This window comes from Pseudovibrio sp. Tun.PSC04-5.I4 (genome assembly GCF_900104145.1).
GTDB lineage: Bacteria > Pseudomonadota > Alphaproteobacteria > Rhizobiales > Stappiaceae > Pseudovibrio.
Window position 1 is genome coordinate 38,501 of the sequence record NZ_FNLB01000003.1, and the last position, 23,050, is coordinate 61,550.

The following is a 23,050-nucleotide window of genomic DNA, read 5'->3' on the forward strand; positions in this document are numbered from 1 at the left end:
TACTTAATACAACACCAACACACTTAGAATCTCTTGTAATTAACAAAATGTTGCAAGGCTCTAGCGAGCCATACTTTACTCATAATCTGACAGTGGCTACGCCACTGAGAACGCTTTTGATTACAGAAAATCGCAGCTAAATTTGTGCGATTTCACCCACTAGAACCTGCTGATGTACAGCCAAAAAAGAGCAATACTACACAGTCTAGAAGGCTACACGTCTAAGTTTGAAGCAGTCCGGGAGGAACCTAAACCAGACCGCAAATCTCATCTGAGATTTTTGCACAGTATCCGATTCTATCCCTTGTTGTGAGATCGGCCTATGTTTGCCTTGCACAGTTTTGTTGAGTTAGTCGTTCCACTCGCCTTGGTATGCAGCGAGCAGTTAAGTTATTGTAATTATTGAAAATAATCATTTTTGTTACTCTTTTGATATTATTCGTTAACGAGCATTAACTAATAATATGTTGACTAAACGTGGTATTTTCGTAACTTTGCAACGAAATGTTGATTTTGCCTGTTTTGATACAAACTAGGTGCTGCGATAGGGTTGTTGGCGATGACAGAATTGATTGAGTCCGAAGTTATGCTTCTTCCAGAAGGAAGTTTGGAGAGCACAGTTTATTCTGACCTAACTAACCTACAAAGGGTTACGCAGATTACCGCTGAACATGCGCGCGCTCCACATAAAGAAAAATTACTTCGTCACTTCACTCCTAAAGAGGCTATTCAGTATCTTGGAATGGCGTCAACCAGCCAGCTAGCTCAATTTGCTGATAAAATAGGACTTGAGTTGGTGCGAGATGCCAGTGGGCGTTATCGCCAGTATACACTCAGTGATCTGAATGCCGTGCGACAATTTTTGAGTGCAAAGCACGGGGAAACAACAACTCGGGCGCTCAAGTTTAATCCGCGTAGACGAACGGGTGACGAACTCTCGATTATCGCCTGTGCAAACTTCAAAGGCGGATCTGCAAAGACCACAACCTCGGTACATCTGGCTCATTACCTCGCACTCAAAGGCTATCGCGTTCTGGTACTAGACTTGGACCAGCAGTCGTCAGCGTGTTCGATGTTTGGGGTCGATCCTGTTCTAGAGCCTGAAGACAATCTGCTAGGTAGCGCTCTTCGGTATGAAGATCCATGTCCGATTGAACAGGTTATTCGGCCTACATATTTCGAAGGGATCGATTTGGCGTTTGGTGGTCAATGGATTTCTGAATGGGAACAAGATACTCCTCGCGTCATAACAGAGGCAAAGTACCATGCGGACTACGCTCGCCAGCAGCTTGAGCTAATCGAAGAAGAACTAGATGAAGATTCAATTCCAGCTGCGCGATTGGCTGAATTGGAAGATTTTCGAAGCCAGCACCTTATCACATTGGAAGATGCTACAGAGAAAAAGCTATACTTTCAGCGATTGAGAAAGGTTCTTGGACCAATTGAGCACAACTATGATGTGGTTATCTGTGACACGAGCCCAACGATTAACTTCCTTTCCCAAGCCACGATTGGTGCAGCCGACCACCTTTTGATTACAGTTCACCCAGAATGGCTTGATATCAAATCAATGGAACAATATTTGACTGCGCTGTTCAGGCACCTATCCGATCTGCGTTTGGCAGCGGAAAGCGTCGGTTTGAATGCAGCCTATGTGGGCCGGACGTTAAACTATCTCATCACTCGCCATGACCCGTATGATGTTACCGAAAAGAACATTGCGGACATGATGCGAGCCTACTTGTCTGGTGTGCTCGATAACGTAATGGTCAAGTCATCAGCAATCTCGGAGGCTGGACTTTCGGAGCAATCTATCTATGAGGCGGATCGTAAGGATTTTACTGCGAAAACCTATGATCGTGCAAAATCCGCAATGGATGATGTGAACTCAGAGATTGAGCAAATTATGTTGAAACGCTGGGGGCGTGTCTGATGGCTAAGAAGTCGAAGATGTTTAGTGAAAACTTGGCTAAAGGCATGCAAGAACCTACCAAAATGCCTGCCACTATGACACGTTCTTCGTTAGAGCAAACTTTCGGAAAAACCCCTGCAAAGGGCGCGGGACGCGGGATCGAAGATTTAAGTAAAGCCGTTGCGGAAGTCGTAAGTCATCGTGCGTCTAAGCGCGATATTCAACGTCTTGAGCCTAGCAAATGCGAACCCTCATTCATCCGAGATCGCATGAATGAGGAGAACGACGAAGAATTTCAAACGCTCAAGCAGGCTATTGATAAAGTTGGGCAACAGTCGCCTATCTTGGTTCGACCACACCCAGTAAACCGTGATGTTTATCAAATTGCTTATGGGCATAGACGTTGGCGTGCCTGTGCTGAGCTTGACATTGCCGTGAACGCGGTAGTCAAGGAACTTACTGATGAACAGCTATTAATCTCTCAAGGGCAGGAAAATCATGAGCGTAAGAACCTTTCGTTCATTGAGACAGCAATGTTTGCTGAGGCAATGCGAAAGGATTATCATAGTGGCGTGATCATGGAAGCGCTTGGGATAGGTAAGTCCACTTTGTCGCAACACCAAAGTGTTACACGAGCAATTTCGCCAGCGATAATCAGAGCTATCGGGCCTGCTCCTAAGACTGGCAGACCTAAATGGACGACACTTGCTAAGCAATTTGGCGCGGAACCGTTGAAATGCAAAAACATCGTTCAAGGTTTAAGTACAGGGGCAACATGGGTAGGTTCTTCTTCCGACCAGAAATTTGACTCGGTGATGGAAGCTATAGCAAAGGGGCAAAAAGCCTCTGCGCAGAAAATCGCAAATACTCCCGTTGAAGCATCAGATGGAACCTGTGTGGTCACGGTCAGCAAGTCGAATACGGGTGCAAAGTTCTCTTGGCAAGGTGAGACTGGCCGCGATTTTAGTTTGTTTGTGGCAGATCGAATGCAAGAACTGTTAGCGGACTTCGAAAAATCAAAGGAAACTGAGCGATGACTTAGGCAAAGCAAAAGGGCTTGCCTAAGCAAGCCCTTTCAAAAGAATTATAGCGCCGTGAAGCACCCAACTCATATGTAGCAATTTGAAGTTTAGTGCTGAAATGTAAACGAATCAACCTAATTCTATGGGGCTGACTTGTTTTGTGCGCCGTTTTGATCGTTTCCGATTGCTCGTCTAAGAGTATATTGAGGATTGCGCTATGCTACACACAAAGACAATTCCTAGTTTTCGCAAGCTGAATGCTGCGGCGCTGGCAAGCCAGCAGCTTGCTAGTTCCCCCCTCTCAGGTCAGGTCAGCAAGTCATCGCTTTCGCAGGTCGTTAAGCGAGTATGCCCTGCCCTGGGTGTTACTGGGACAGCCTATCACGTGCTTGATATTCTCTTAGGTCTCGTGAAAGAAAAGGATCTGGATGAAGGTCGTTCTCCTGTTGTCGCGATTTCAAATAACAAGCTGGCAAATTATGTTTGTCGCAGCGAGCGTTCCATCATTCGTGCCGTCAAGAAGCTGGTTGAAGTTGGATTTCTTGCCTATCGGGATAGTGGGAATGGACGCCGGTTTGTAAACAGTCAAGGCGAAGCATATGGATTGGATCTCACTCCAGCATGTAAGAGACTACCAGAGTTGCGACAGCAAGCTGAAGCCTACAAAGCTCAACTCGATGCCGAGCGAGCTTTGAAACGCAGAAGCAAAGGATTGGCGCGGGCCATCAACGATGCCTGTGCTGAACTTTTAGAGCAAGGCAAACATACTCAGGCGAGTGAACTTCACCAACGTGCTATCGCGATCATGGAGTCTTCTCAAAATCTTTCCAATAAAACCAATTTCCTTGAGGATCTTTATGAAGAGGTGCTGAGCGTTACTGCCATAGAGTTTGCCCAATGCGAAATAGAGCAGGTTGAGCATGGCGAACCTGTTGAACCGGTTGGGAATTCTAATAGAATTAGAAAGGAGGAAGGCCGAGAGAACGGAATTTCCATTGAAGCACTGGCGCGTGCGCTGCCAATGGCTGTTGAGAACGTTATCCGCCCGATCCGAAGCTGGAACGATTTGAGGATGGAGGCGGAGACCCTACGCGTTGCAATAGGCTTAAGCGAACACGCTTGGAAAAAAGCAATTCAAGAACTCGGGTTGAACCTTTCAGCTGCTTGCCTTGCCGTGGTCGTTGAGAAAGTACTTCGCGAACCAGACAGATTGAGCAGGCCTGCTGGATACTTCAATGGCATGGTTGCCAAAGCGCGACTAGGCGAGCTCAATCTCAATAGGACAGTCTGGAGTCTAGCCTGTAACCACTAAACATTTTGTGAAAACGCAGATTTAGTAAGTAGCTGAAATATAGGTCCTTTCAGGAGATTGTTTACAGCTGTAAACTCGATAGTTCCCTCCTGCTACTATAGCTTGGCTACGGCCAGTTTCATCCGTCTTTTAAGATAGCAATGTGCTTTGCATGTCAAACGGTCACCTTTTTGAATGATCTTAGTGCGTCACTTTTTTTTCTTGAACATCTTATCAAGAATAGCCTTGGCGTCTTTGGGTTTTACCTTGTCGGGATAGCCCTTAGGTTTTTTGATTTTGCCCTCATCAACAAACTTTGCGACCCACTTCATTTGGCTGTCGCTGGCAAAGTTATTTGCATCAATCCAGCCACTGAGAGCCGTTGCAGTGCTTTTAGCTTCATCAGGAAGAGGGTGGCCTTGGCGCTCCGCTATTGCCACGGCAAGCGCGAGTTGCGCCGCACTTGGGGCTGTTGGCTCCCCTGCCCGCTCCTTCTGCGGCCCCAGAAGCGCCCGCAAGGGGCGCTGTTGCATAAATACTCTTCAGGCGTATATTCCGGCTGATATTTCCTTCAGTGAAGATTCACTTTATGCCGTTTAAAGCCAATGCCGATCGCCGACATAAGTTTGCCAAAGCCAAATACAAAGTGACGAACTGGTCGAAGTATAATGAAAGCTTGCGTCGTCGCGGTGATGTCACGGTTTGGATTGAAGAGAGCGCTGCCAAGGCTTGGTTTGCACCCGAGAACCAACGACGTGGACGGCCCGCCAAGTTTTCAGAGCTTGCCATTGAAACCTGTTTGCAGATCCGGGTCGTATTCGGTCTTGCTTTGAGGCAGACTCAAGGGTTTGTGAGGTCTGTGTTCCATTTGATGGAGTTGGTTTTACCGGTTCCTGACTTTTCAACCCTGTCGCGCCGCGCAGATGGCTTGAAACTTTCAAATCCCAAACCGCGAACGAACTCAGAGCCAGTAGAGCTGGTAATCGATAGTACAGGCGTTAAGATCTTTGGTGCCGGAGAATGGCAGGAAACCAAGCATGGAACCAGGATAAAGCGCAGAACTTGGCGCAAACTTCACCTTGGCCTTGATCTGAATACCGGCGAAATCGTATGTTCTGAACTGACCGAAGACAATGTTGGTGATCCAACCGTTGTGCCGGATCTGTTGGATCAGATCGAAGATACAGTTGCCACGTTCCTTGGTGATGGCGCTTATGATGGGGCGCCTGTGAGGCAAGAATTAGCAGACCGTTTTGAAGGTATCGAGGTCATCATTCCACCTCCCAAAACAGCTATCCCCGGCTCACAGGCTACGACCACTCCCACTGCTCGCAACCGGGATATTCTTGCCATTCAAAAGAACGGCAGGATGTCTTGGCAAAAGCAAACCGGATATGGCCGAAGGTCTCGAGGCGAAACTTTGATGGGTCGCTTTAAGCAGGTGATCGGGACCACGCTCCGGTCACGAAAGTTGAACAATCAGAGGACAGAGGCAAAACTTGGAGTCGCCGTTCTCAACACAATGACCGCCCTCGGACGCGCCACGTTCGAGAAGGTTTCTGCATGATCAGATGCATGGGATTGGGCAAGCTGCAAGCTAATTTCGAATTGTGCAACAGCGCCCAAAATCACAGCGTCAAGCCCAAATCATGGCGTCTTGAGCGGGCGGTTACGAAGTCATGTTCCTTACTTAACCATCAGAACTGGTGCCAGCGTTAAGTTGATAGCGCCCGTAGTTAGCTCTGTCGAGTTTCTTGTTGGTTAAAGTGGAACCCGTGCCTATTTCTGTCTAGCCGCAAGACATGGGTTGCGAATGACATGACGGCGGGTCGATGAGCTACAGAGATGATGATTCCACCACGCATTAGGTCCCGCACGGCTGCATATACCTTGCGTTCAGTAGTCTCGTCCAAATTGGCGGTGACTTCATCAAGTACTAGCACTTGAGGCCTCCGGTAAAGCGCTCTCGCCAAGCATAGACGCTGCACCTGTCCGGCGGAAAGGGTGTTGCCAAACTCAGTCACCGGATGGTCCATTCCGCAGGGTAAACTACGGATGAAATCTGCGACGCATGCTGCCTCACAGACCTGCCAAGCACGGTCATAGTCAGGAGGATTCCTAGCGTATGCAATGTTGTCGATCAGTTTACCACTGAGTAAAATATTGTCTTGAGAGACATAACTGATCGCATTTCTCCAAGCTCCAAGCGTAACATTTTCGATCGAAACATCGTTGACCAGAATTTTACCCTGCGTCATTGGCAACCAGCGCATCAGAATTCGGGTTAGCGTAGTCTTGCCCGTGCCACTTTCACCAACGACCGCAACCCAGTCGCCGAGTACAGCACGACAGGTGACGTTGAGTAACACGTCTCCATCTGTTCCAGCGTAGCTTGCTGAAACTTGGTCGAGGGTTAGTGACTTCACATAAAGCACTTCGTCTGCAATATGTTCATTTTTTTGTACTCGACTTTCGGGTTCTTGAATTTCTAATAGGCGGTCCATCGCACCTTGTGCCGCGGCCAGCTTCACGTTAAAATTAGCGAGGTTGTCGAGTGGCCAGAAAATTTGCCGTACGAAGAGTGTAATGGCTGCGAAGGATCCGACGGTTAAGTACCCCTGCGCAACAACAATCCCACCGACGCCTAGAACCACAAAGGAAGGTAGCTGAGTTAGGAAATTCGAAACCATAACGCTGGTGCTTTTCATGCGTGAGCGGCGTTGAGCAGAGCGACGGGCTTGGTCGAAAACTTGTAGCGCGGAGTGCGTTTCGAAAGCGGCGGCACCATGATCTTGTATCATTTGCACTGCCTGTACCCGTTCCTGTACATGCGCAGACAAGCAGCCCAGGTCACGTTGCACGTCCAGCGATAAGTGGCGAATCCTTTGACGGAAGTAACCTAAAGACCAGTAGTAGATCGGTAGTACCAGCAAACAAAGACCACCAACTAGGAAGTCTTCATAGAGAATAAAGACAGAGACTATGATGATTGAAACTAGGTCAATCCAGAAGTAGATTAATCCTTCACCCAAAAGTGAAGCGGTCTGCTGGACGTCGGTTAGCAGTCTGGCACCCAAATCTCCAGCGCGATGTTGGGTACGTTTTAGGAAGGGAAGATCGAGTAACCGAGTAAAGACCTGGATCCGTAGATCTCTGGCGGCGCGCACCACCAGCGTATCCGTCAAATATTGACGGAAAAACGCGGAGGGTAAACTGATGCACAGGACAAGTGCAATTACCCACGTAGTAGAAAACAGGATATCGTGCACTACTTGAGGTTCGTACACAGTCGTAGATGTGATCGTGTCAATGACTTCGGCTGTTAGGCTGATTATGATTAGTGGGATGGTAAATTTCAGGGCTCCTGCCAGTAATGCGCCACCGACAAGAAACTTGTTCGCCACGAGGAAGGGCCAAAGCAGGCTCAGACGTCCACTAAGCGGGTATCTATTCATGAACATATCATTCCTTCGCGTAGATCGTTTTGCGGAAGTTGCTCAATTAGACCAAATAGCTTGGGATACTGCCAGCCGAAATCGAAGGTGCGATTACCTACCTGAGGATGTAACTTTTCTAGAATATTTGGCGGAATATCAAGACCGAAAGTATTCTTTAAGAAGGCGAAGGTGTACCAGATCGGGGGGTGGGTTTCATAGCTGTGGGTCAGCTTTTGCAGTAACTCCCAATCGAGGGTATAGCGACTAATAGCTGAGGTAATATAGGCCAATTCTCGAATATTGCGTCGACGCTGGTTCAGCGCCACTTCATTATAGTAGCGCAACGCCGACAGCCAGACCTGAACGGTAATATCGGTACATTGGGCTTTAAGAGATGGAGCATCCCAGGCCCGTTCCCAGATAATCTCCGGGCCGATGTCAAGAGATGGCGCCACATGGATATCGAAACTTATTGCTATCTTTCGGTCTGATGAAACGGCGTAGACCGGGCCTTGAAGCATGTTGGAGGTGGCGGCCTCAGGCACATCTATTAACTTAGTAAAGGCATATAATTCATAATTGTTGCTATCGTAGTCTTTCAGGTAGGACTCGGATTGGGGGAGGATCTGCAACGTTTCTTGGACCAAGTCGCCTTGGATGTAGCCCTGTTCGCGCAGGATGGTCTTGATAACGGGAACATGGTTGACTGGCACTACTAAATCGATATCATGCATCATGTTGATTGGCACGTCATCCAGAACATTATGGATATAGTTAAGTCCTTTGTAGGCGCAAATTGAACAGCCTTTCGCTATGGCCGCTGTGTTGACTTCCTGAAAAGCCTTGCGCTGCGCATCGAATACTAATTGATAAAATGCCTGCTGTGCTGCTTGTGGTTCAAACTGACGGAAGTAAAGGCTATCAATCCGGCGCTTGAATAGCTCTGCTGCCACAGCACGGAAGGCCTTGGGCGAGACCGGATATGTTGGCTTTTCCTGATGCAACATCGCAGGGATGTTAGCCAACAATCTGAGTGAAACTTTATTGACCTGGTCCATTTTTCGAGTGTCCTGTTCCGGGGGTAATAGGCCTAGGTCTTGTTCAACAAGGCGCGGACTATTGAATGAGCCTCGCTGGCCGTAACGAAGCGGGTGTCAATCATCGGGCTGACGTGGGTGTCAAAATATGCCCGATATTGATTTAGAAAGATGGGATTGCGTGTCATGCTGTCCTGGCGAATACCAATCCTGTCGGCGTACTGGGAGCTGATGTGATCAGGGGTCGTCAAAAAAAGGATCATGTCTGGCGCGCGGAAGGATTTTCGTGAGAAAATCTGCTGGGTTGCTTGCCAGTTGATACCTCGCTCAACCTTGCCACGTGCAAAATCATGGGCAATGCAGCTGAAAAAAGTCCGGTCCGAAACCGTTAGTAGTCTCTCTGCGATGCTTGCTCCGATCATGCGTTGGCGCTGACGTTCAAGACATACGAGGCGGGCCAGAACCCTCCGCTGTACAGATCGGTTACGCAGCTGTCCCTGAGAGACAAAGGACTTACAACCGTTCAATTCATAATATTCAGGAATTGTGGCCAACTGCGGATGCATGGCCGCCAGCCTCTCGATTAGCACTGTTTTACCTGAATACCCAAGACCTTCGATACCGACATGCCGAGGTAACGTGTCAGATTTAAAGACATATGTATCAACCAGTTTGTCTGACATCACCGCTCCATTTTCACTCAGGTCATATCCATCTTGCCACGCAGTTGCTGTGCAATGCGACAAGCGATCTCCGCAGGGTCTCCGTTGGAAATTTCCACGTACTGTGCAAGCTTCTGGTAGACTGGTAGCCGTTCAACGAACTTCCGACGCTCGTTCTCTTCGCGCAAGCCAAAGCCGCGTTCCACCTGACGCCGGGCTACTTCGTCGGCGGCGATCTCTTGGTCGTGCGAAGGAATCAGCAGGACTGTCCGGCCCAGACGACGTACCATTTCGCGATTGGCGGTTACCACCTCTGCTGCTTCTTCGATGATCAGGAAACCCGATGATAGAGTGACAACAGCCTCGTCTTTACTATTCGAGGCGATCTCCCGGAAACAACGGGAGTTTTGGCGGACATATTCCTCGTAGCCATACTTCGAAATGAATGCCCGAATGTTTAGGACATTAGTGCAAAAATAGTCGTCCAGATCCACGAAGGGCACACTAAGCAAGGCAGCTAGGTGTGGGCCCGTAGTCGTCTTGCCCACGCCGCCTGGGCCAATCAGAAAGATAAAATGCTCCACTACGCCAGAAAACTTGCGAAGCCTATGCGTTACTTCACTGGAGGAAGAAGTGTACTTCGTCTTCATGGCCCAATATCCAAGGTTGCGAACTGGTTTAGGTTGAGGCAGTGCTCAAAGCGCCTGTCGCCGCGCATTTCCATGCGAGGTATCACTTCTTCTGGATAGTCAGCGGGATTGAACCAAGGGCCATACACCAAATGCACCCTGTTGTATCCCACATCCAATAGCGCATGGGCTTGATCCGGCGAGCAATAGCCGTAAGGTACAGCAACCTCCTGCACCTCGATCCCGAGTTGTGCCTGTAATATAGTTCTAGACCGGTCCGCCTCATATCGCAGGGCCTTTAGCGAAAGCCTCTTCATGTGCGTGTGACCCATCAGGTGACTGCCGATGCGCAGTCCATCGTCCACAAGTACTTTTAGTGTTCCCCAGTTAAGCAATGGGAATGGATTATTTTCAATCCAAGTGGCTGCCTGGCCTACGAGACCTGGAAGTATAAACTGCATGGCTTCGCGCCTGCAGGCTTTGAGAAGGGGCCATGCGGTGTCAGCAAAACCCTGGCAGCCGTCATCAAAAGTGATCCTTGTACTAATACCAGTTGCCTGTTCAAATCGCGTGAGTTGCCTGAGATGCTGTGTAAAAACGTTGCTCGATAAAGCAAAGCGGTCTTTTGCCTGTGTCGGCAGTATCCTATGGTATACGAGTGTTAGCGTCCGTGGCATTGAGTCAAACCTTGTCGACGGTATTGGTAGCTGCATTGACCATGGCGGTATAGACTTCGCGCAGAACCTCAACATCAGATGTCCAGATGATGTTGGTACTTGGGGCCAACACACGTAATCCTGCACCCAACATCTCTGCTGTTACCTGCGGCTGTAGCAGTTGCCTATTTTCCGTTTTCCGTGGAGGGACCACGTAGCGTTTGTCGAACATACCTTCGATCTTTTCTCGATGGTTATCGGGATGAACGAGGTCAAGGATATTGCCTTCTGGCAGCGCTCCTGCTGTGATACCGCTGTCAGCAGGCACGAACAGCAAACAGTTCTGACGATACCACCAAGCGATGTCTCCGTCCGACCAAATCGTCGGCCGGATTATGTCAAGGCATCGAAATCCGAAACGCTGGAATAGTGCGACCCAGTAGGATTGGGGACGCTCGTTGATATGATTAACACCGCCCTGGAACGGGATGGCTGCACTGAAGAGAACTGCCTTGGATGATCCCGTGAGCCCCGCGACGAGGGCCTCTGCGGACCGCGGCGCGAGGTGTTCAGCCACCTCCATGCAAAGCGTTAAGTCGAATGTCCGTTCCAGCGCAAACTCTGTTTCGATGTCAATGTCTCGTACAGAGCACCCCGGGGGAAAGGACCCAGAAAGCGCACTGACGGCATGATCGCAGCCAGTAAGATCCGCCACTCCCAAGTGATGAGCGGCCTGAAGCCAGACTCCATCACCACAGCCAACATCAATGAGAGAGGTAGGGCACAACAGAGGTAAGACAATCTTTAATATCCTGTCCGCCGAAACGGAAGCTCCTTCTCTGATGTTTGAATAGAATGTCTCGTCGTACGATGCGAAAATTGCAGTTTTCATGACGACTTCCCTTTGGTTGTTTTTTGATCCTCCGACAGTTCACAAAGCGCCTCCGGAAGATTCTGTGCGACTGCCCAAGTACGGGCTGCTTGCATCAGATCTTGGTTTTCCTGCATGAAAAAGCAGGTCCATAGGTAATTAAGGTAGCCGAACAGCAGCAGGTCCTCTGTGGTCAGAGCTGGGTCGTAGGCACGTATTACCTCTCTGATCTGAGATTGTGGGATAGCATTGACAAAGAGGAACTGCGCCAAGTCTATCAGTGGGTGGTCGATCCGAGCATCTTCCCAATCGATCAGTCGCAGTGTTCCGTCAAGTCGTACCATGTTGCCAAACTGTACATCACCGTGTATCAAGCACCCCTTCATCCTAGCGATGGTGCTGCGATTGAAGCTCTCGCAAGACATTTTGAACGTTTTCAGTACTGCTTCTCTGGTTTGCTTCGGCAGCATAGTGACTCTTCGCGCGAACAACGAGTCCCAAGCCGACAGCGGACAATAACGTCCGTCGACGAGAAAGGGATTCACTAGGATTTTTGGTGGATTCGTTACTTCTACAGAATGTAATCCCTTGAGCAGCTTTATCGCGGCAGCGCAGCTGTCCGGGGTGCTAATGGCTGGTTCCCCCCTTGGGTAGATCATTATGACCGCCCGTTCGAGGATCGTCGTTGACGCGGGCGGAATCGCCAATTCGTCTGTTCGGCCCCCTAACATGTCCAGAGCTGCGACTGTCAGCGCGCGCTTAGCGCAATCCTGCGGGCTAATTGATATTATCGCGTCAGAAAAACCGGCCATCAGCGCCCCGTGTTTATCAAGCCGCCAGACCTTAAGGCTGGCGTCGGGTCGTGCGGTCTGGTTCATAGCGTCGATAGAGGTACGGATGTTCATTGCAATTCTAGTTCCTGGTTTTTATGCTCTTGGCTCAAGAACTCATTATGATATTTTAAGTAAGACTTGCGTAGCATCTCATCCTTGTCGGCGCGCGACTGCGCCCCGTCCACGACGTCAATGTGAAGGTTCCGACAATCTTTCAAGGGGACGAGTTTGGCACCTGTCAGTCCCATTAGCTTCGCTACCAAGGTAGTCTCTTCGTAACCATACTGATCAAAGGATTCATCGAACCCACCTACAGATCGTGCCTCGCCTGTGGGTACCATGAAGAAGCCTCCGAGACACATCTCGGGCAACATCCAGGGTCCGAACCATCCTTCTCGTGGCCATGCGTTTAGGTCATTTGTGTCACGGAATATCTCGAACCGACGACCGACAAAAGCTGCATCTTCGGAGCAGCAAGTATACGCTTCCTTAAAGTCACATAGGATACGAAAGTCGAGCGCTCCAGTGCTCCCCTTCAAATCCGTGCGGGTCAGACGTTTGGCCTCGTTCGCCGAGACCTTGAACGTCTCAAATAGTCCAAAAGTAATGGCAGTGCTCCCTGCGGTTAGCATTTGGTGATGGATGGCGACATGGCGGAAAATTGCAGCAGGGTCTACCCAAACGTCTGCATCAACGAAGGCTGTTAGCGCACAGAGAGAGCCAAACAGACCAGTATTACGCGCAGCTGCGCGGCCTTTGTTAACGAAATGATGTTTCGTCTCGATCTGGATCTGCGGCTCGTTCGGTATCCCACTTAGATCGGGCATAGCACAGCCATCGACCACTACGCATATGGAGGCATGGTGTATGACTCCTTGTTTTAGCGCGTAGGCACATGCGAGTTGGAGACAAAGCACGGTTTCACGGATCGTCTGGTCGGCGCGATAGAAGGGCACTACGCAGTTTAAGGTGAGTAGGCTTGATAGCAAAACTGACGGCTTTGCCCTGAAACACTTACTATATGTGTTTTGATGTGCGATTAGACGCTCTTGTAACGTCATGTGAGTCTCCACGTAGTTGAGTTTCCCGCCTATATCACTCCGTTTTTGGCTTGGCCGGCAAGCGGCCGGTGACAAGCCAGCGCACCCCTGCACCTAGAGTAATCATACCCGCATAGCTGTGTGCAATAATCTGCGGTAGGCAACCCGCAGCAATGGTGATTATCGCACCGGGAGACATCCGTAACGGAGGTATGTATTTATCAACGCGCGAAGCGCGGAGAACCATCAGCGGCGCAGAAAGGCAGAAGGCTGCAATGGCTGCCAAGGCCATAAACATTTCTGCTGATGGCCCAACCATAACGGTGGTGCTAAACAGGAGTGCTACAGTCGGACCTGCCGCCAGCCATCGCCAAGCACTAAGCCAGCCTTGAAGTGCGATTACCGTAGCGCGGAATCTATGCGTTCGCCGCGCGCGCAGGTGTTGCAGCCAGTAATATGGGTACAACATCGGTCCCCAGAACCAGATCTTTTTTTGCCGAAACGCAGCGCGATAGGTCGATGGAGCATCGGCGTTCTCGAGATAGGGAATGGGCGAAATATTCTTACCCATTGCCCGCAAGCGGAAACCAAAATTTAAGTCCTCAGTGAGAGTATCTTCGGGCAACCCACCCAACGTTTCGTAGAGCTCAGCCCGAATAAACAAACCGTGACCTACACAATGCGCATTGTAAAACCGCTTTTGAAATTGGAACCCATGAGATTGGTTGAGCAACCGAGGAATTTCATGGCTAAGTGTCCAGAAGCTTTGGTAAAGCGCGTTTGCCTTGGCCAAAATACCATTTAAATCATTGAAGTTTCTTATAAATAGTGCAGATTGTTGAAAGACATCAAATGTATTTTGATTGATAATCTGAGAGTAAACCCAGCGCATTGTCGCCGGGTGAGGGCGAGAATCAGCGTTGTATATTGCGATGTAATCGTCGTCGCCTATCATCCTTGTGCGTCGCATCTCTGTAAAGGCAAAATTAATCTGATGCGCCATTGATCCATTCTGGCGCGGATCATGGACCAAGTGTAGACCTTGCTGCGGATTATGACTAATCATTTCCTGCACAAGGTCATACGTTGACTGACCGGAACCAGGTTTGTAGGGCTCTCTTGCAGTGGTGCAGATGACTATTTTAAGCGAGTGTAGTGATCTCATGTTATTGAGAAAATACGTTATCGTCCCCGGCAAGCGATCACGCTCCAACAATGCCGGGATCACGACAACAATCTTCTTGCCGCATGTAGAACCGTTGGTAGGCGTGCTATCTGATGTATTCTTCGCTGTGGACTGAAGATAAGAGATAGAACGCCATGCACGCAATATATTAATCACGACCACAGTGGATAATAAAATAGTGAGTGTAAAGATCAGTGTGCTCAAGATAGTAATCCCGCAGTGCACAGAGCCTGATTGAACTCAGGGTCTTCCTGCAACCAGATTCTCTGACTTTGTAAATACGTGGGATGAAATGGCATATAGAGAATATTCCAGACGATATTGAGCCGAATGAAAGCGATAAGTTCGGTCAGAGGGGTTGAGGGTATGTAAGCGCTTAGGAAGGTATGAGCCTGACTGGGGCTAAGCGCGGAACTAATGATGAACTGCGAGAGATCCACAAATGGGTGATCAATACGTGCGCTACTCCAGTCGATCAGTCGCAACCGACCATCGAACAACAGCATGTTTCGGTCATGCAGCCCACCATGAACCAAGCAAATTGGGTCTTCTCGTACAGATTCAGCAAAATTCAGAGACTCGAAAAGTCGCTCAGAAACCTTTAGTCCGCGTAGATTAGATATTAGCGGCGCGCAAAGCGCATCCCATATTCGTCGCGGGCAGTAGCGCGATGTGGAGAGTAAATCGTTCTTAAAACCCTCTATATCTAGCTCAGCTACAGGGGCGGTATGCAATATTGATAACAACTGACCAAGTGCGTGAAGATGATCGTTGATCGTCTTATCAATCAGCCTGCCTTCGCGCTCCACTAGAACTAGGCCATCATCGTATTCAACACAACCAAGCGGCTCTTCGATAAGTGCTTGGAACACCGTTCGTGGGAGACACCGGCACAGCGCTTCGCGTTTTATATATGCCGGATCGTAACCCTTGATACAGTGTACTGCTACACCTTGAAAAACGAATGCGTTATGCCCCTGCTGCCGCAGTCGAAAAATTTCCACCACCACTAGCCGTATTCCTTTACTCTTTCTCCGTTATTATTGCACCACTAGCCGTAGCGTTTTCGGAGGCTTAGGTGAGGGAGAGAAGGGAGTTGCTTCCCTTCTCTAATTTGGAACACTTGTATCAATTAGGGTAATTACCGCCGCCCGTACTGCCGCCCGAAATCATGCTGTTTACATGAAGTTTGGCGCCGTTTACGACTATGACTTTTGGTCCCTTAATAGTATTCATAGATGGAATACCACCTTTTGGTGTTAATGTAGGCATTCTTCTTCTCCTAATTGTATATTGATGGAAGTATACAATAATAACTGTATGGTAATTATATTTTTTATGTAAAGTGAAAATAATTCGTCTATTATTATAGATGGCAATCAATACAGTATAATTAAAATTATACTCAATACATAAAACACTGCAAATATAACAATGCATTTCGATTTGTATACTAAGGTTGTTATGTTTTCGATGATAGAATTGTAGCAATACATCGAGGTTGTTGCACGAATATGCTTCATGCGTTAGCCGTGAGGCGACACCCAAGTGGTCCGGCACAAATCCTATTGGCTCTTATTGCTCGTTAGCCCCCGGTTGTTCAGGATCTTCTTACGGATAAGTAGCTGTTTCAGATAGAATTGTTGTTGCTCCCGACGTGTTGTTCAAAATGCACTGACTGGGGGAGCTATAGAAAGAGTATCCAAAAATAAAAAGTGCTTTTTCAGTCATATCGTGCACTCAGCAAGCTAGTTAAAAATGTCAATTAACCACCGTTATTGTACATGTCCATAACGGCCAAGGGTGCATTGAAAATACTGGGTTTTTGAACCTGTTTTTTGCGAATGTACAAAAGTAATTCAATTATTTTATTTTTGTACATCGACTTGTGTACATGCTGAAACCATAATATAATTAGCAAACACAGTGGGTTAGTTTTAAATTCCTATTGTCGCATCTTATCAATATTTATGTTTTTGGACAAACAGGCTGCAAAAATGATTTTTGGCTATGTTCGTGTCTCTACCGAAGAGCAGAATCTAAGAATGCAAGAGCAAGCTTTGCAGGAGGCTGGCTGCGAAGAAATTCTAGCTGACAGAGGGGTGAGGGGCAATGCTGTTGTCAAACCTCAGCTCGCGCGCCTTCTCGATAAAGCACGAGACGGGGATACCATTGTCGTTTGGCGGCTGGACCGTCTTTCCCGATCCCTGCAAGACCTCCTTGCTTTGATGGAGGATCTGGAGCAGCGTGGTTTGCATCTACACTCCATTAAGGAACAGGTTGATACGAATAGCCCAGGCGGAATGCTCTACTTTCATATGGTGGGAGCATTTGCGCAATTTGAGCGTGACGTAATTCGCGAGCGTACTCGGTCAGGCTTGGAGAGTGCCAAGCTTGCGGGTGTGAAGCTTGGCAGGCCGCAAAAGCTAACCGACGAGCAGTGGCAGGCTTTAAGGCCACACATAACACTTCATCCAGATAACAACGGGAAGTGGCAAGGCATCGCGAAAGCAGCAACGCTAGCTGGGGTCAGCAGATCTTCAATCTACCATCGCCTGCAATTGGAAGCGCAATCACTCAGTGATGACTAATGTGGGTTGCCATCAATGTAGAAGGTAGCTCAGTGACCATACCGGACATTCGACCTGATATAGAACTTCCCCAAGCAGAACGAGCTTTCAACTTTAGGTCGATCTCATTCTGCTTGCTGCTGAGGGCGGAAAGCTAACCTTTACAATGGTTGTAAGACGACAAGCAACCTCCCGCAATCGAACACTCATAGCATCAACAACTCAACGCACTACAAGCTGTTTGAATACACGGTTACCTACGCTTAGTACGAACAAGGCGTGCTTTTGATATTATTGCTGAAAGACTAACCACAAGATCAATACTGCCTGTATCATCAATGCATTGTTTAATGACACGCCCAATCGTTGCGTCATCGAAACCGGAAGTGATTACAATGTCGGTTGCTTTGTCTAGGCCCGGGAAACGCTCAATTATCGCTCTCTGTGAGTAATGATTTTCACTGCGTTGCTTACTGTCGGACTCTCGGTGTTTAACAAATTCAAAACTGTTTTGCTCAATCCTGCGCTTAGCGTGACCACTAGCTGATTTTGACAATAGCGGTTCACGGGGCATTTGATTTTCATTTACAGATGAGTAAATTTTCGCACGCCTCTTTGCTAGCACACTTTGCCCAAAGGGTAGATAAAACCATTGCCAAACCGAGCTTCCAGAAGGATATTCTTTTCCATGAACCTCCAACTCACCAATACCGGTAAGTGCGAGCACATCTTTCCACAGAACAACAGCATCTGATTGGTTTGCTGGTGGTTCCCACTCAGAAACATCTGGGTAAGAAAAACTTATTGCATCCGCTCCTCGCGCGATATCAGCCATCCGATGGGCTTCCGATTTAAGATAACCGAGGTCTTGAATTTTCCAAGTCGGTTCATGCTTTGTCAAAGCACCCAGAAGTGCTCCAGCCATCGTTGCAATTGTATCGGTATCGCTTTCCAACTCGTTTGCAGACTGGACAAGCGCATCCGTGATATTTTCTGGGGTGTGCAACAGTGAGAGCACTTGAGCTGCTAGTGCCGTTTTGAACCCAGATCCCCTAAATTTGTCAGTTAGGCACCCTAGATGACTTAGTAGTTCGTGGTAGTTTGGCGAAGAAGGCGTATTGAAAAACATCTCTACCAGCGAGATGTCATGAAACGCTTCTTCTTGAAACTTCTGAATAGCTTCTTCAAAGCTCTGATGGGATTCTCGTTCCCATGATGGCCTCCAGATAGAACCAAGCTCGTTATCTCTGTCGATAATACCGGGCAATTTATCCATGTAGGCAATGAATTGCTTTGCTTCTAAAATTGATGGAATCTCACGATTGACCATTGTTCCCCAAAGGCACAAAGCGTGAAAAACAGCGCCGCAGAAACCATGAGGATGCCCATGTGTAACAATCGAGTCACGCATGACACGAAGGATCATTTCATCAAGAGTACCTTTTGCGCTCCAAACATGAGGCTGAACCCGCATGGCTGCACCGTTGCCGCCAGCCATGGTATATCTTTGGCGATCAGTAGCAAAGAAATTTGAAAACCAATTTACGCCTCGCTTAGACAGGTTGGCTGCTGCTGCTTTGGAACCAACGCCAGCACCCAAGCAGTACCCTTGCCAAGCAGTCATTTCAATTTTTGCGAAAGCTTCCACGTCAAAAACGCCATTGCCGCGAATAGCTCGGGAAACACAAAGCCTGAGCTGGGTGTCATCTGAATAGGTGCCCGCCGGCAAATCGACCTTAACACCATTTCGTCCTCCTATTAGCCGCAGCCAAGCGATTGGCTCAGAGACGGTCGCTTGGCCTGTTCTATGTTTCACGCCACCTGGGCCTCTAGAAAGTTCAGTCATCCAACCAATCGCATCGCCTGCTGCCGCCCAGAGGGCAGAATTAGTCACCGCGCGCTCGTAGTCAGGCTGACTGTGCAAGGTAACTGGAGCATTTTCGATATGATCTCTCAATTTCCCTGCCCTCCAAACTTCTCAGGTTTGACAAACACTTCAACACCACTGTAGTTGAAATCTCGTAGCAATCCTACCGCCTTATCATGGTGATCATCTTCCTCGACATATACCGCTCTCAAGTGATCTAGACTAAGTCTTTTTGGGTATAAGACTTCTGCCTGTTCACAGGTCGGCAAGTGCGCTCGTCTTGTGCCACGAGAGACACTCCAAGGTCCATTGTATCCTTTGGTTTTTCTATTTACCCTGGGTGCAAACAGTGCTTCAAATCCTACGACATTTTGTCCTCGCTGACAGCAGTCATAGCTATTATTTGTTGTTGCGAACCATACCCCCTCGTGCGTCATCACCTGTGGGTCAAAGGAAAGGATACACCACCAATCCGCATCATCTTTATGCCAGCTTTTGGAAACGTCCAAAAATCTACTGTTGATCTCAGAAATTGAAAGATTAACAAACCTGATCCAGTCTTCCGTTTTATCAAAGTAGATAGACTGCTCTGGGCGCTCAGAGGAGTTGAACTTAAGAACGTGTCGGAGCAAATCACTTTCTACCAAAAGTGGGCGAGAAAGCAGATCTTGACTAGCTAGCGCACCCGTTAACCCGCGGTTGGTCGAAAAATGCAAAATCTCCAAAATGTTTCTTTGGTCGATAATCGCTTCTAAACTCAAAGCGCCACACCTTTGTACGTACTCGCCACGAAAAAGTCAGTTAACCTCGACTCTTCCCCAGGTTTAAATCCGACGATTACCTGCTTTCTTGCACGCGCAACAGCAACCGCCAGAAGGCGACGAAGGACTTGAATCTGATCCGTCATCTCCTCATCGCCAAAATGCGTATTTTGTTGATTGAAACCGAGAATGATCACATGGTCGTACTCAAGCCCTTTTGCGGAGTGAAATGTCGAAATCGCGACATTGTCGCTGCCTTCAGGCCAGTCAGGGTTCTGTTGCATATTGACAAAGCCAATGCCCGCAGAGTTGAGTTCGTTTTTGATTGTCTTGAACCACTCACCTCCCTCGGGCTTCAAGAATGCAACCGTTTCATTTGCAAGGTCAACATTTGAATGAATGTAATCAATCGCCCAAGCAATCTGCATGGAGTACTTGCCCGAAATCACCTGGGGAAGCGGCCCAGTTGTTTTAGCCGCATTTAGGTCAGGTAAAACACCGTCGGTATCCACAGAAATGCCTTGCAAGATACCAGATGCAAAAGCAGCGATTTCCTTCGTGTTTCGATGGTTTTCATGCAGGCGATGAGACCGATTGCCTGTAACATCAATGCCTGCCTCAACCCAGGTAAAGCCTCGCGCATATATTCGTTGTGCGGTGTCGATCACAAACGTTGCAGAATGATCATCGGCCAAATGATGCTTAATTGCTCTAATTTGATTTGCAGAAAAATCTTGACTCTCGTCAACAATGGCAATGTCATATCCAAGGCAGGACACCTCATGGCGCATCTTTATGGCCAGCAGGTTCCAGTCCACCAATTTTTCATCATCAAGATACTGCAAATATGGGTAAACAACCTCGTCGAGAATTTTACGTCTGAGGCCTGCTCCAACACGTGGCTTTACACCACGACCACTGCGCTCCGTGTTTATGTATTTTTCAAGATTATCCGGTTCGAATCTACCAAGAAGATATTCAGCTTCTTGATCAACGTAAGATGCATCTAGGCCACTAAATCCACTTGCCAGTTGTTTAAGCGTAGTACGACAATTTGCTGAAATCTTTGTAACACCAGTATTGTTCATCGCCCACTTTGCAAAGGTGCAAATTTCAATATGGTGACTTTGGTCGATCACTTGAAATTCAGCTAAATCCCGAACATATCCAGCCAACGTTCTGTTAAAGGTGAGCAAAAGAACTCGGACGGGGCTATCATCTTCGACACGATCTTTCCTTGCTCGCAGCATGTTGGCCAACGAAGTCAATCTGAGCAATGCAGTTGTGGTTTTACCACTTCCCGCAGAGCCCCGTATTAGTTCTGCGCCGGACTGGTTTGCGCTAAATAATTTTAGCTGTTCCGATGAAGCCGTAATGCGCCCCAAGTGTTTCATAATCTACCTATGTATATATCGACCTCCCGCAGCTTGCACACTTCATTGCTAAAAGCGAATATATAATTATATTCACTCATGAAAATTTTACGCCTAATATATTGTTGCAGATCAATCGAATGTCATTCCAATCCTGTGTAATGCGTTAACGTCTGTGATGACAGGCAGAAATGCAACATAAAGCAGAGTTGTCTCGAATAGCGGGTTAGGGCGCTCAAGTATTCACAAAGAAATTATTTGGGTATCTGCAAAGGCTACGCCCAAAAAAAAGCGAATTGTCTCAACCCTTGATGGAACCACCTGAGTGGCTGCTTGTGGCCCAATATAACTCGATGCCGATATATTTCTTTCCATTTTTTGCACCGCAGCGAACGGCAGTAAAGTCCGCATTGCAGACCTCTAGCCGTCGCAAAACTGATCGTTTGTGCAACATGGGGTCGGTTCCGGTATGGGGCAGAATGACACCCTAAGGGTTTTTGCTATGCGCTTCATGGTATTCAGGACGGTATTTTTGTTGATACCGAGATCGCGAGCGATCCAGCGGTAGCTGCGCCCTTCGTTGACAGATTGAATTACGGTCCTTGTTAATCAGTAGTCTGTTCAGGACAATTTGAGCGCCAGTAAAATCAACGTCTTACAAGGTCAAAATCCAAGGGGGTTCAATTGAGACAAAAAAGCGGCTATCTACGCTCGGGTTTCCACATCAGACCAATCCTGTGATCGGCAGGTCGCAGAACTGACGGCGTTTGCGCAGCGCGGTGATTATGACGTCATTAGCATCTTCAAAGAAACGGCTTCAGGAATCTCCGAAAACCGGCATGGTTCAAAAACAGCAGTTTTTAGTTAACACCGAGCACACGCCATTCAGCCATGGGGCGGCATTAAATATGCCTCCTTCTTATCCCGCAAGACACAAAAGTGTTCACTTGGTTTGAACCATGCCTAGAAATGGACTAAATTCTCTACGCGTGAGGATGCCATGTAATTGGCATCCTCCTTGCAAAACCATTAGACGACAAAGTTAATGCTGTACTCGCCATAAGAGGTGCTCTCATCCTTCCATTGTTGTTGGGCATTGGCATAGGACGGCATTTCTTCCAAGCGTGAGTGCATATCTTTATTATAGGCTTCAAATAGCTCCTCGTAGGCAACCAATAATCGGTTAACAATGGGATTGTCAGATTTAAAATCTTCATCCCCGTGATCAGCGTGATTTTGATAACCGACCTGAGCTGTTGCTCGTGCCTTCGCCCATTCAAAGGAAGCTTTCTCCTCTGGGCTCGCCTCATTCTCAAGAAAAAGAATATGATCTTTAGATGCTTGTAAATGAGGTTTTAGGCTAGGAACATCTCCGAACATTGCTTGCTGCTCTTGATCGTCCATCGCGGACTTAGCTGCACTCATTTCCTCCGTGGAGAACTGCCCACCTTCATTGCTGGCAATTGCAAAGAAAGTTCTCCGATCAAAATCAAGAGCATCAAACGTTTCTCGTCTGAATGTACCCGTGATGTTGCGGTATTGACTGGAAGTGACACCAGTTTCTTTATAGCGGGCATCCAAAGCAGAGCGAGCATCGGATGCTACTTCTGAAATCGCTTTTGACTTTGGAATATCAGTTGCTTTTTTTGTAGGGAGGCAACCTCAGGTGCTGGTTTGGTCTTTTCTGCTTGTGTACTGGTAGCCTCTTTTGGTGATTTATTCATTGTTTTTGAAAAACTATAAACGCTACTAAATGAGCTTGAAATGACGGACATAATATATCCCCTTGCGTGATGTGTGAAAGTTGCATAAATTATAACATGCACTCTATGTAGTATTGAAATGATTAGTTAGGGAAATTAAATGAAATTTACTAATGATGAAATTGTTTTTACTACAATTA

23 protein-coding genes are annotated in these 23,050 nt (G+C 47.9%); 6 read left to right on the forward strand and 17 right to left on the reverse strand.

Going from position 1 to position 23,050, the window contains the following annotated elements:
* The first annotated feature begins 559 nt into the window (after positions 1 to 559).
* From BLS62_RS03625 to repC, 3 genes are all read left to right on the forward strand, one after another.
* On the forward strand, positions 560 to 1,933 hold the full coding sequence (locus BLS62_RS03625; RefSeq protein WP_093177172.1) for an AAA family ATPase: 1,374 nt from the start codon (positions 560 to 562) through the stop codon (positions 1,931 to 1,933).
* Complete coding sequence (gene repB, locus BLS62_RS03630; RefSeq protein WP_093177175.1) at positions 1,933 to 2,949, forward strand: plasmid partitioning protein RepB; 1,017 nt, start codon at positions 1,933 to 1,935, stop codon at positions 2,947 to 2,949. The genes BLS62_RS03625 and repB overlap by 1 nt, the downstream gene beginning before the upstream one ends.
* 202 nt (positions 2,950 to 3,151) lie before the next feature.
* Entirely contained in the window at positions 3,152 to 4,246 is a 1,095-nt protein-coding gene (repC, locus tag BLS62_RS03635; protein ID WP_093177178.1) for a plasmid replication protein RepC, read from the forward strand.
* A 188-nt stretch (positions 4,247 to 4,434) separates the two neighbouring features.
* Here repC and BLS62_RS03640 read toward each other — a convergent pair whose 3' ends face one another.
* Positions 4,435 to 4,758 carry a hypothetical protein gene (locus BLS62_RS03640; protein WP_093177181.1) on the reverse strand — a complete coding sequence of 108 codons (324 nt, stop codon included), beginning with the start codon at positions 4,756 to 4,758 and terminating at the stop codon, positions 4,435 to 4,437.
* Positions 4,759 to 4,799: 41 nt separating this feature from the next.
* Between BLS62_RS03640 and BLS62_RS03645 the strand changes: the two genes are divergently transcribed.
* Positions 4,800 to 5,792: an IS5 family transposase gene (locus BLS62_RS03645; protein WP_244283491.1), complete on the forward strand. Its 993-nt coding sequence runs from the start codon at positions 4,800 to 4,802 to the stop codon at positions 5,790 to 5,792.
* A gap of 169 nt (positions 5,793 to 5,961) precedes the next feature.
* Here BLS62_RS03645 and BLS62_RS03650 read toward each other — a convergent pair whose 3' ends face one another.
* The 11 genes from BLS62_RS03650 to BLS62_RS30985 form a co-directional block, all read right to left on the reverse strand.
* Positions 5,962 to 7,680, reverse strand: coding sequence for an ABC transporter ATP-binding protein (locus BLS62_RS03650; RefSeq protein WP_159436479.1), 1,719 nt, complete (start codon positions 7,678 to 7,680; stop codon positions 5,962 to 5,964).
* Complete coding sequence (locus BLS62_RS03655) at positions 7,677 to 8,720, reverse strand: nucleotidyltransferase family protein (protein ID WP_093177190.1); 1,044 nt, start codon at positions 8,718 to 8,720, stop codon at positions 7,677 to 7,679. The genes BLS62_RS03650 and BLS62_RS03655 overlap by 4 nt, the downstream gene beginning before the upstream one ends.
* Before the next feature lie 32 nt (positions 8,721 to 8,752).
* A complete protein-coding gene (locus BLS62_RS03660) occupies positions 8,753 to 9,382 on the reverse strand; it encodes a nucleoside/nucleotide kinase family protein (protein WP_093177193.1) in 630 nt (209 codons plus the stop codon).
* Between the two features lie 17 nt (positions 9,383 to 9,399).
* Entirely contained in the window at positions 9,400 to 10,011 is a 612-nt protein-coding gene (locus BLS62_RS03665; RefSeq protein WP_093177196.1) for a shikimate kinase, read from the reverse strand.
* Positions 10,008 to 10,742: a polysaccharide deacetylase family protein gene (locus BLS62_RS03670; RefSeq protein WP_093177199.1), complete on the reverse strand. Its 735-nt coding sequence runs from the start codon at positions 10,740 to 10,742 to the stop codon at positions 10,008 to 10,010. Before BLS62_RS03670 ends, BLS62_RS03665 begins: the two co-directional genes overlap by 4 nt.
* Positions 10,672 to 11,538, reverse strand: a complete 867-nt coding sequence (locus tag BLS62_RS03675) for a class I SAM-dependent methyltransferase (protein WP_093177202.1) — start codon at positions 11,536 to 11,538, stop codon at positions 10,672 to 10,674. Before BLS62_RS03675 ends, BLS62_RS03670 begins: the two co-directional genes overlap by 71 nt.
* Positions 11,535 to 12,422 (reverse strand): phosphotransferase, encoded by an 888-nt coding sequence (locus tag BLS62_RS03680; RefSeq protein WP_093177204.1) that lies wholly within the window; start codon positions 12,420 to 12,422, stop codon positions 11,535 to 11,537. Before BLS62_RS03680 ends, BLS62_RS03675 begins: the two co-directional genes overlap by 4 nt.
* A complete protein-coding gene (locus BLS62_RS03685) occupies positions 12,419 to 13,411 on the reverse strand; it encodes a glycosyltransferase (protein WP_093177207.1) in 993 nt (330 codons plus the stop codon). The genes BLS62_RS03680 and BLS62_RS03685 overlap by 4 nt, the downstream gene beginning before the upstream one ends.
* A 34-nt stretch (positions 13,412 to 13,445) precedes the next feature.
* The gene (locus BLS62_RS03690; RefSeq protein WP_159436481.1) at positions 13,446 to 14,780 is read right to left on the reverse strand and encodes a glycosyltransferase family 2 protein; all 1,335 of its coding nucleotides are present in this window, start codon (positions 14,778 to 14,780) and stop codon (positions 13,446 to 13,448) included.
* Complete coding sequence (locus BLS62_RS03695) at positions 14,777 to 15,586, reverse strand: phosphotransferase (RefSeq protein ID WP_159436474.1); 810 nt, start codon at positions 15,584 to 15,586, stop codon at positions 14,777 to 14,779. The genes BLS62_RS03690 and BLS62_RS03695 overlap by 4 nt, the downstream gene beginning before the upstream one ends.
* Positions 15,587 to 15,704: 118 nt before the next feature.
* Entirely contained in the window at positions 15,705 to 15,848 is a 144-nt protein-coding gene (locus BLS62_RS30985) for a hypothetical protein (protein WP_159436482.1), read from the reverse strand.
* 725 nt (positions 15,849 to 16,573) lie between these two features.
* Here BLS62_RS30985 and BLS62_RS03700 point away from each other — a divergent pair.
* Entirely contained in the window at positions 16,574 to 17,167 is a 594-nt protein-coding gene (locus BLS62_RS03700; RefSeq protein ID WP_093177227.1) for a recombinase family protein, read from the forward strand.
* A 232-nt stretch (positions 17,168 to 17,399) separates the two neighbouring features.
* Here the strand turns inward: BLS62_RS03700 and BLS62_RS03705 are convergent, their stop codons facing one another.
* From BLS62_RS03705 to BLS62_RS03715, 3 genes are read right to left on the reverse strand one after another with little or no spacing between them, the layout of a single operon-like run.
* Complete coding sequence (locus BLS62_RS03705) at positions 17,400 to 19,103, reverse strand: ADP-ribosylglycohydrolase family protein (RefSeq protein WP_200798457.1); 1,704 nt, start codon at positions 19,101 to 19,103, stop codon at positions 17,400 to 17,402.
* Positions 19,100 to 19,774 carry a DarT ssDNA thymidine ADP-ribosyltransferase family protein gene (locus tag BLS62_RS03710; RefSeq protein WP_093177214.1) on the reverse strand — a complete coding sequence of 225 codons (675 nt, stop codon included), beginning with the start codon at positions 19,772 to 19,774 and terminating at the stop codon, positions 19,100 to 19,102. Before BLS62_RS03710 ends, BLS62_RS03705 begins: the two co-directional genes overlap by 4 nt.
* Positions 19,771 to 21,168, reverse strand: coding sequence for a 3'-5' exonuclease (locus BLS62_RS03715; RefSeq protein ID WP_093177217.1), 1,398 nt, complete (start codon positions 21,166 to 21,168; stop codon positions 19,771 to 19,773). The genes BLS62_RS03710 and BLS62_RS03715 overlap by 4 nt, the downstream gene beginning before the upstream one ends.
* Before the next feature lie 682 nt (positions 21,169 to 21,850).
* Here BLS62_RS03715 and BLS62_RS03725 point away from each other — a divergent pair.
* Positions 21,851 to 22,015, forward strand: coding sequence for a recombinase family protein (locus BLS62_RS03725; protein ID WP_093177229.1), 165 nt, complete (start codon positions 21,851 to 21,853; stop codon positions 22,013 to 22,015).
* Between the two features lie 161 nt (positions 22,016 to 22,176).
* Here BLS62_RS03725 and BLS62_RS03730 read toward each other — a convergent pair whose 3' ends face one another.
* A complete protein-coding gene (locus tag BLS62_RS03730) occupies positions 22,177 to 22,728 on the reverse strand; it encodes a hypothetical protein (protein WP_093177123.1) in 552 nt (183 codons plus the stop codon).
* 20 nt (positions 22,729 to 22,748) lie between these two features.
* Positions 22,749 to 22,922 carry a hypothetical protein gene (locus BLS62_RS30990; protein WP_159436483.1) on the reverse strand — a complete coding sequence of 58 codons (174 nt, stop codon included), beginning with the start codon at positions 22,920 to 22,922 and terminating at the stop codon, positions 22,749 to 22,751.
* Positions 22,923 to 23,050 lie beyond the last annotated feature (128 nt).

Bases quoted from the DNA above. Each gene is read 5' to 3' on its own strand.
- repC (WP_093177178.1), top strand. From the start codon at position 3,152: ATGCTACACACAAAGACAATTCCTAGTTTTCGCAAGCTGAATGCTGCG.
- BLS62_RS03680 (WP_093177204.1), bottom strand. From the start codon at position 12,422: ATGAACATCCGTACCTCTATCGACGCTATGAACCAGACCGCACGACCC.
- BLS62_RS03700 (WP_093177227.1), top strand. From the start codon at position 16,574: ATGATTTTTGGCTATGTTCGTGTCTCTACCGAAGAGCAGAATCTAAGA.
- BLS62_RS03640 (WP_093177181.1), bottom strand. From the start codon at position 4,758: ATGCAACAGCGCCCCTTGCGGGCGCTTCTGGGGCCGCAGAAGGAGCGG.
- BLS62_RS30985 (WP_159436482.1), bottom strand. From the start codon at position 15,848: ATGCCTACATTAACACCAAAAGGTGGTATTCCATCTATGAATACTATT.
- BLS62_RS03665 (WP_093177196.1), bottom strand. From the start codon at position 10,011: ATGAAGACGAAGTACACTTCTTCCTCCAGTGAAGTAACGCATAGGCTT.
- BLS62_RS03715 (WP_093177217.1), bottom strand. From the start codon at position 21,168: ATGAAACACTTGGGGCGCATTACGGCTTCATCGGAACAGCTAAAATTA.
- BLS62_RS03675 (WP_093177202.1), bottom strand. From the start codon at position 11,538: ATGAAAACTGCAATTTTCGCATCGTACGACGAGACATTCTATTCAAAC.
- BLS62_RS03655 (WP_093177190.1), bottom strand. From the start codon at position 8,720: ATGGACCAGGTCAATAAAGTTTCACTCAGATTGTTGGCTAACATCCCT.
- BLS62_RS03660 (WP_093177193.1), bottom strand. From the start codon at position 9,382: ATGTCAGACAAACTGGTTGATACATATGTCTTTAAATCTGACACGTTA.
- BLS62_RS03650 (WP_159436479.1), bottom strand. From the start codon at position 7,680: ATGAATAGATACCCGCTTAGTGGACGTCTGAGCCTGCTTTGGCCCTTC.
- repB (WP_093177175.1), top strand. From the start codon at position 1,933: ATGGCTAAGAAGTCGAAGATGTTTAGTGAAAACTTGGCTAAAGGCATG.
- BLS62_RS03685 (WP_093177207.1), bottom strand. From the start codon at position 13,411: ATGACGTTACAAGAGCGTCTAATCGCACATCAAAACACATATAGTAAG.
- BLS62_RS30990 (WP_159436483.1), bottom strand. From the start codon at position 22,922: ATGTCCGTCATTTCAAGCTCATTTAGTAGCGTTTATAGTTTTTCAAAA.
- BLS62_RS03670 (WP_093177199.1), bottom strand. From the start codon at position 10,742: ATGTTGAGGTTCTGCGCGAAGTCTATACCGCCATGGTCAATGCAGCTA.
- BLS62_RS03625 (WP_093177172.1), top strand. From the start codon at position 560: ATGACAGAATTGATTGAGTCCGAAGTTATGCTTCTTCCAGAAGGAAGT.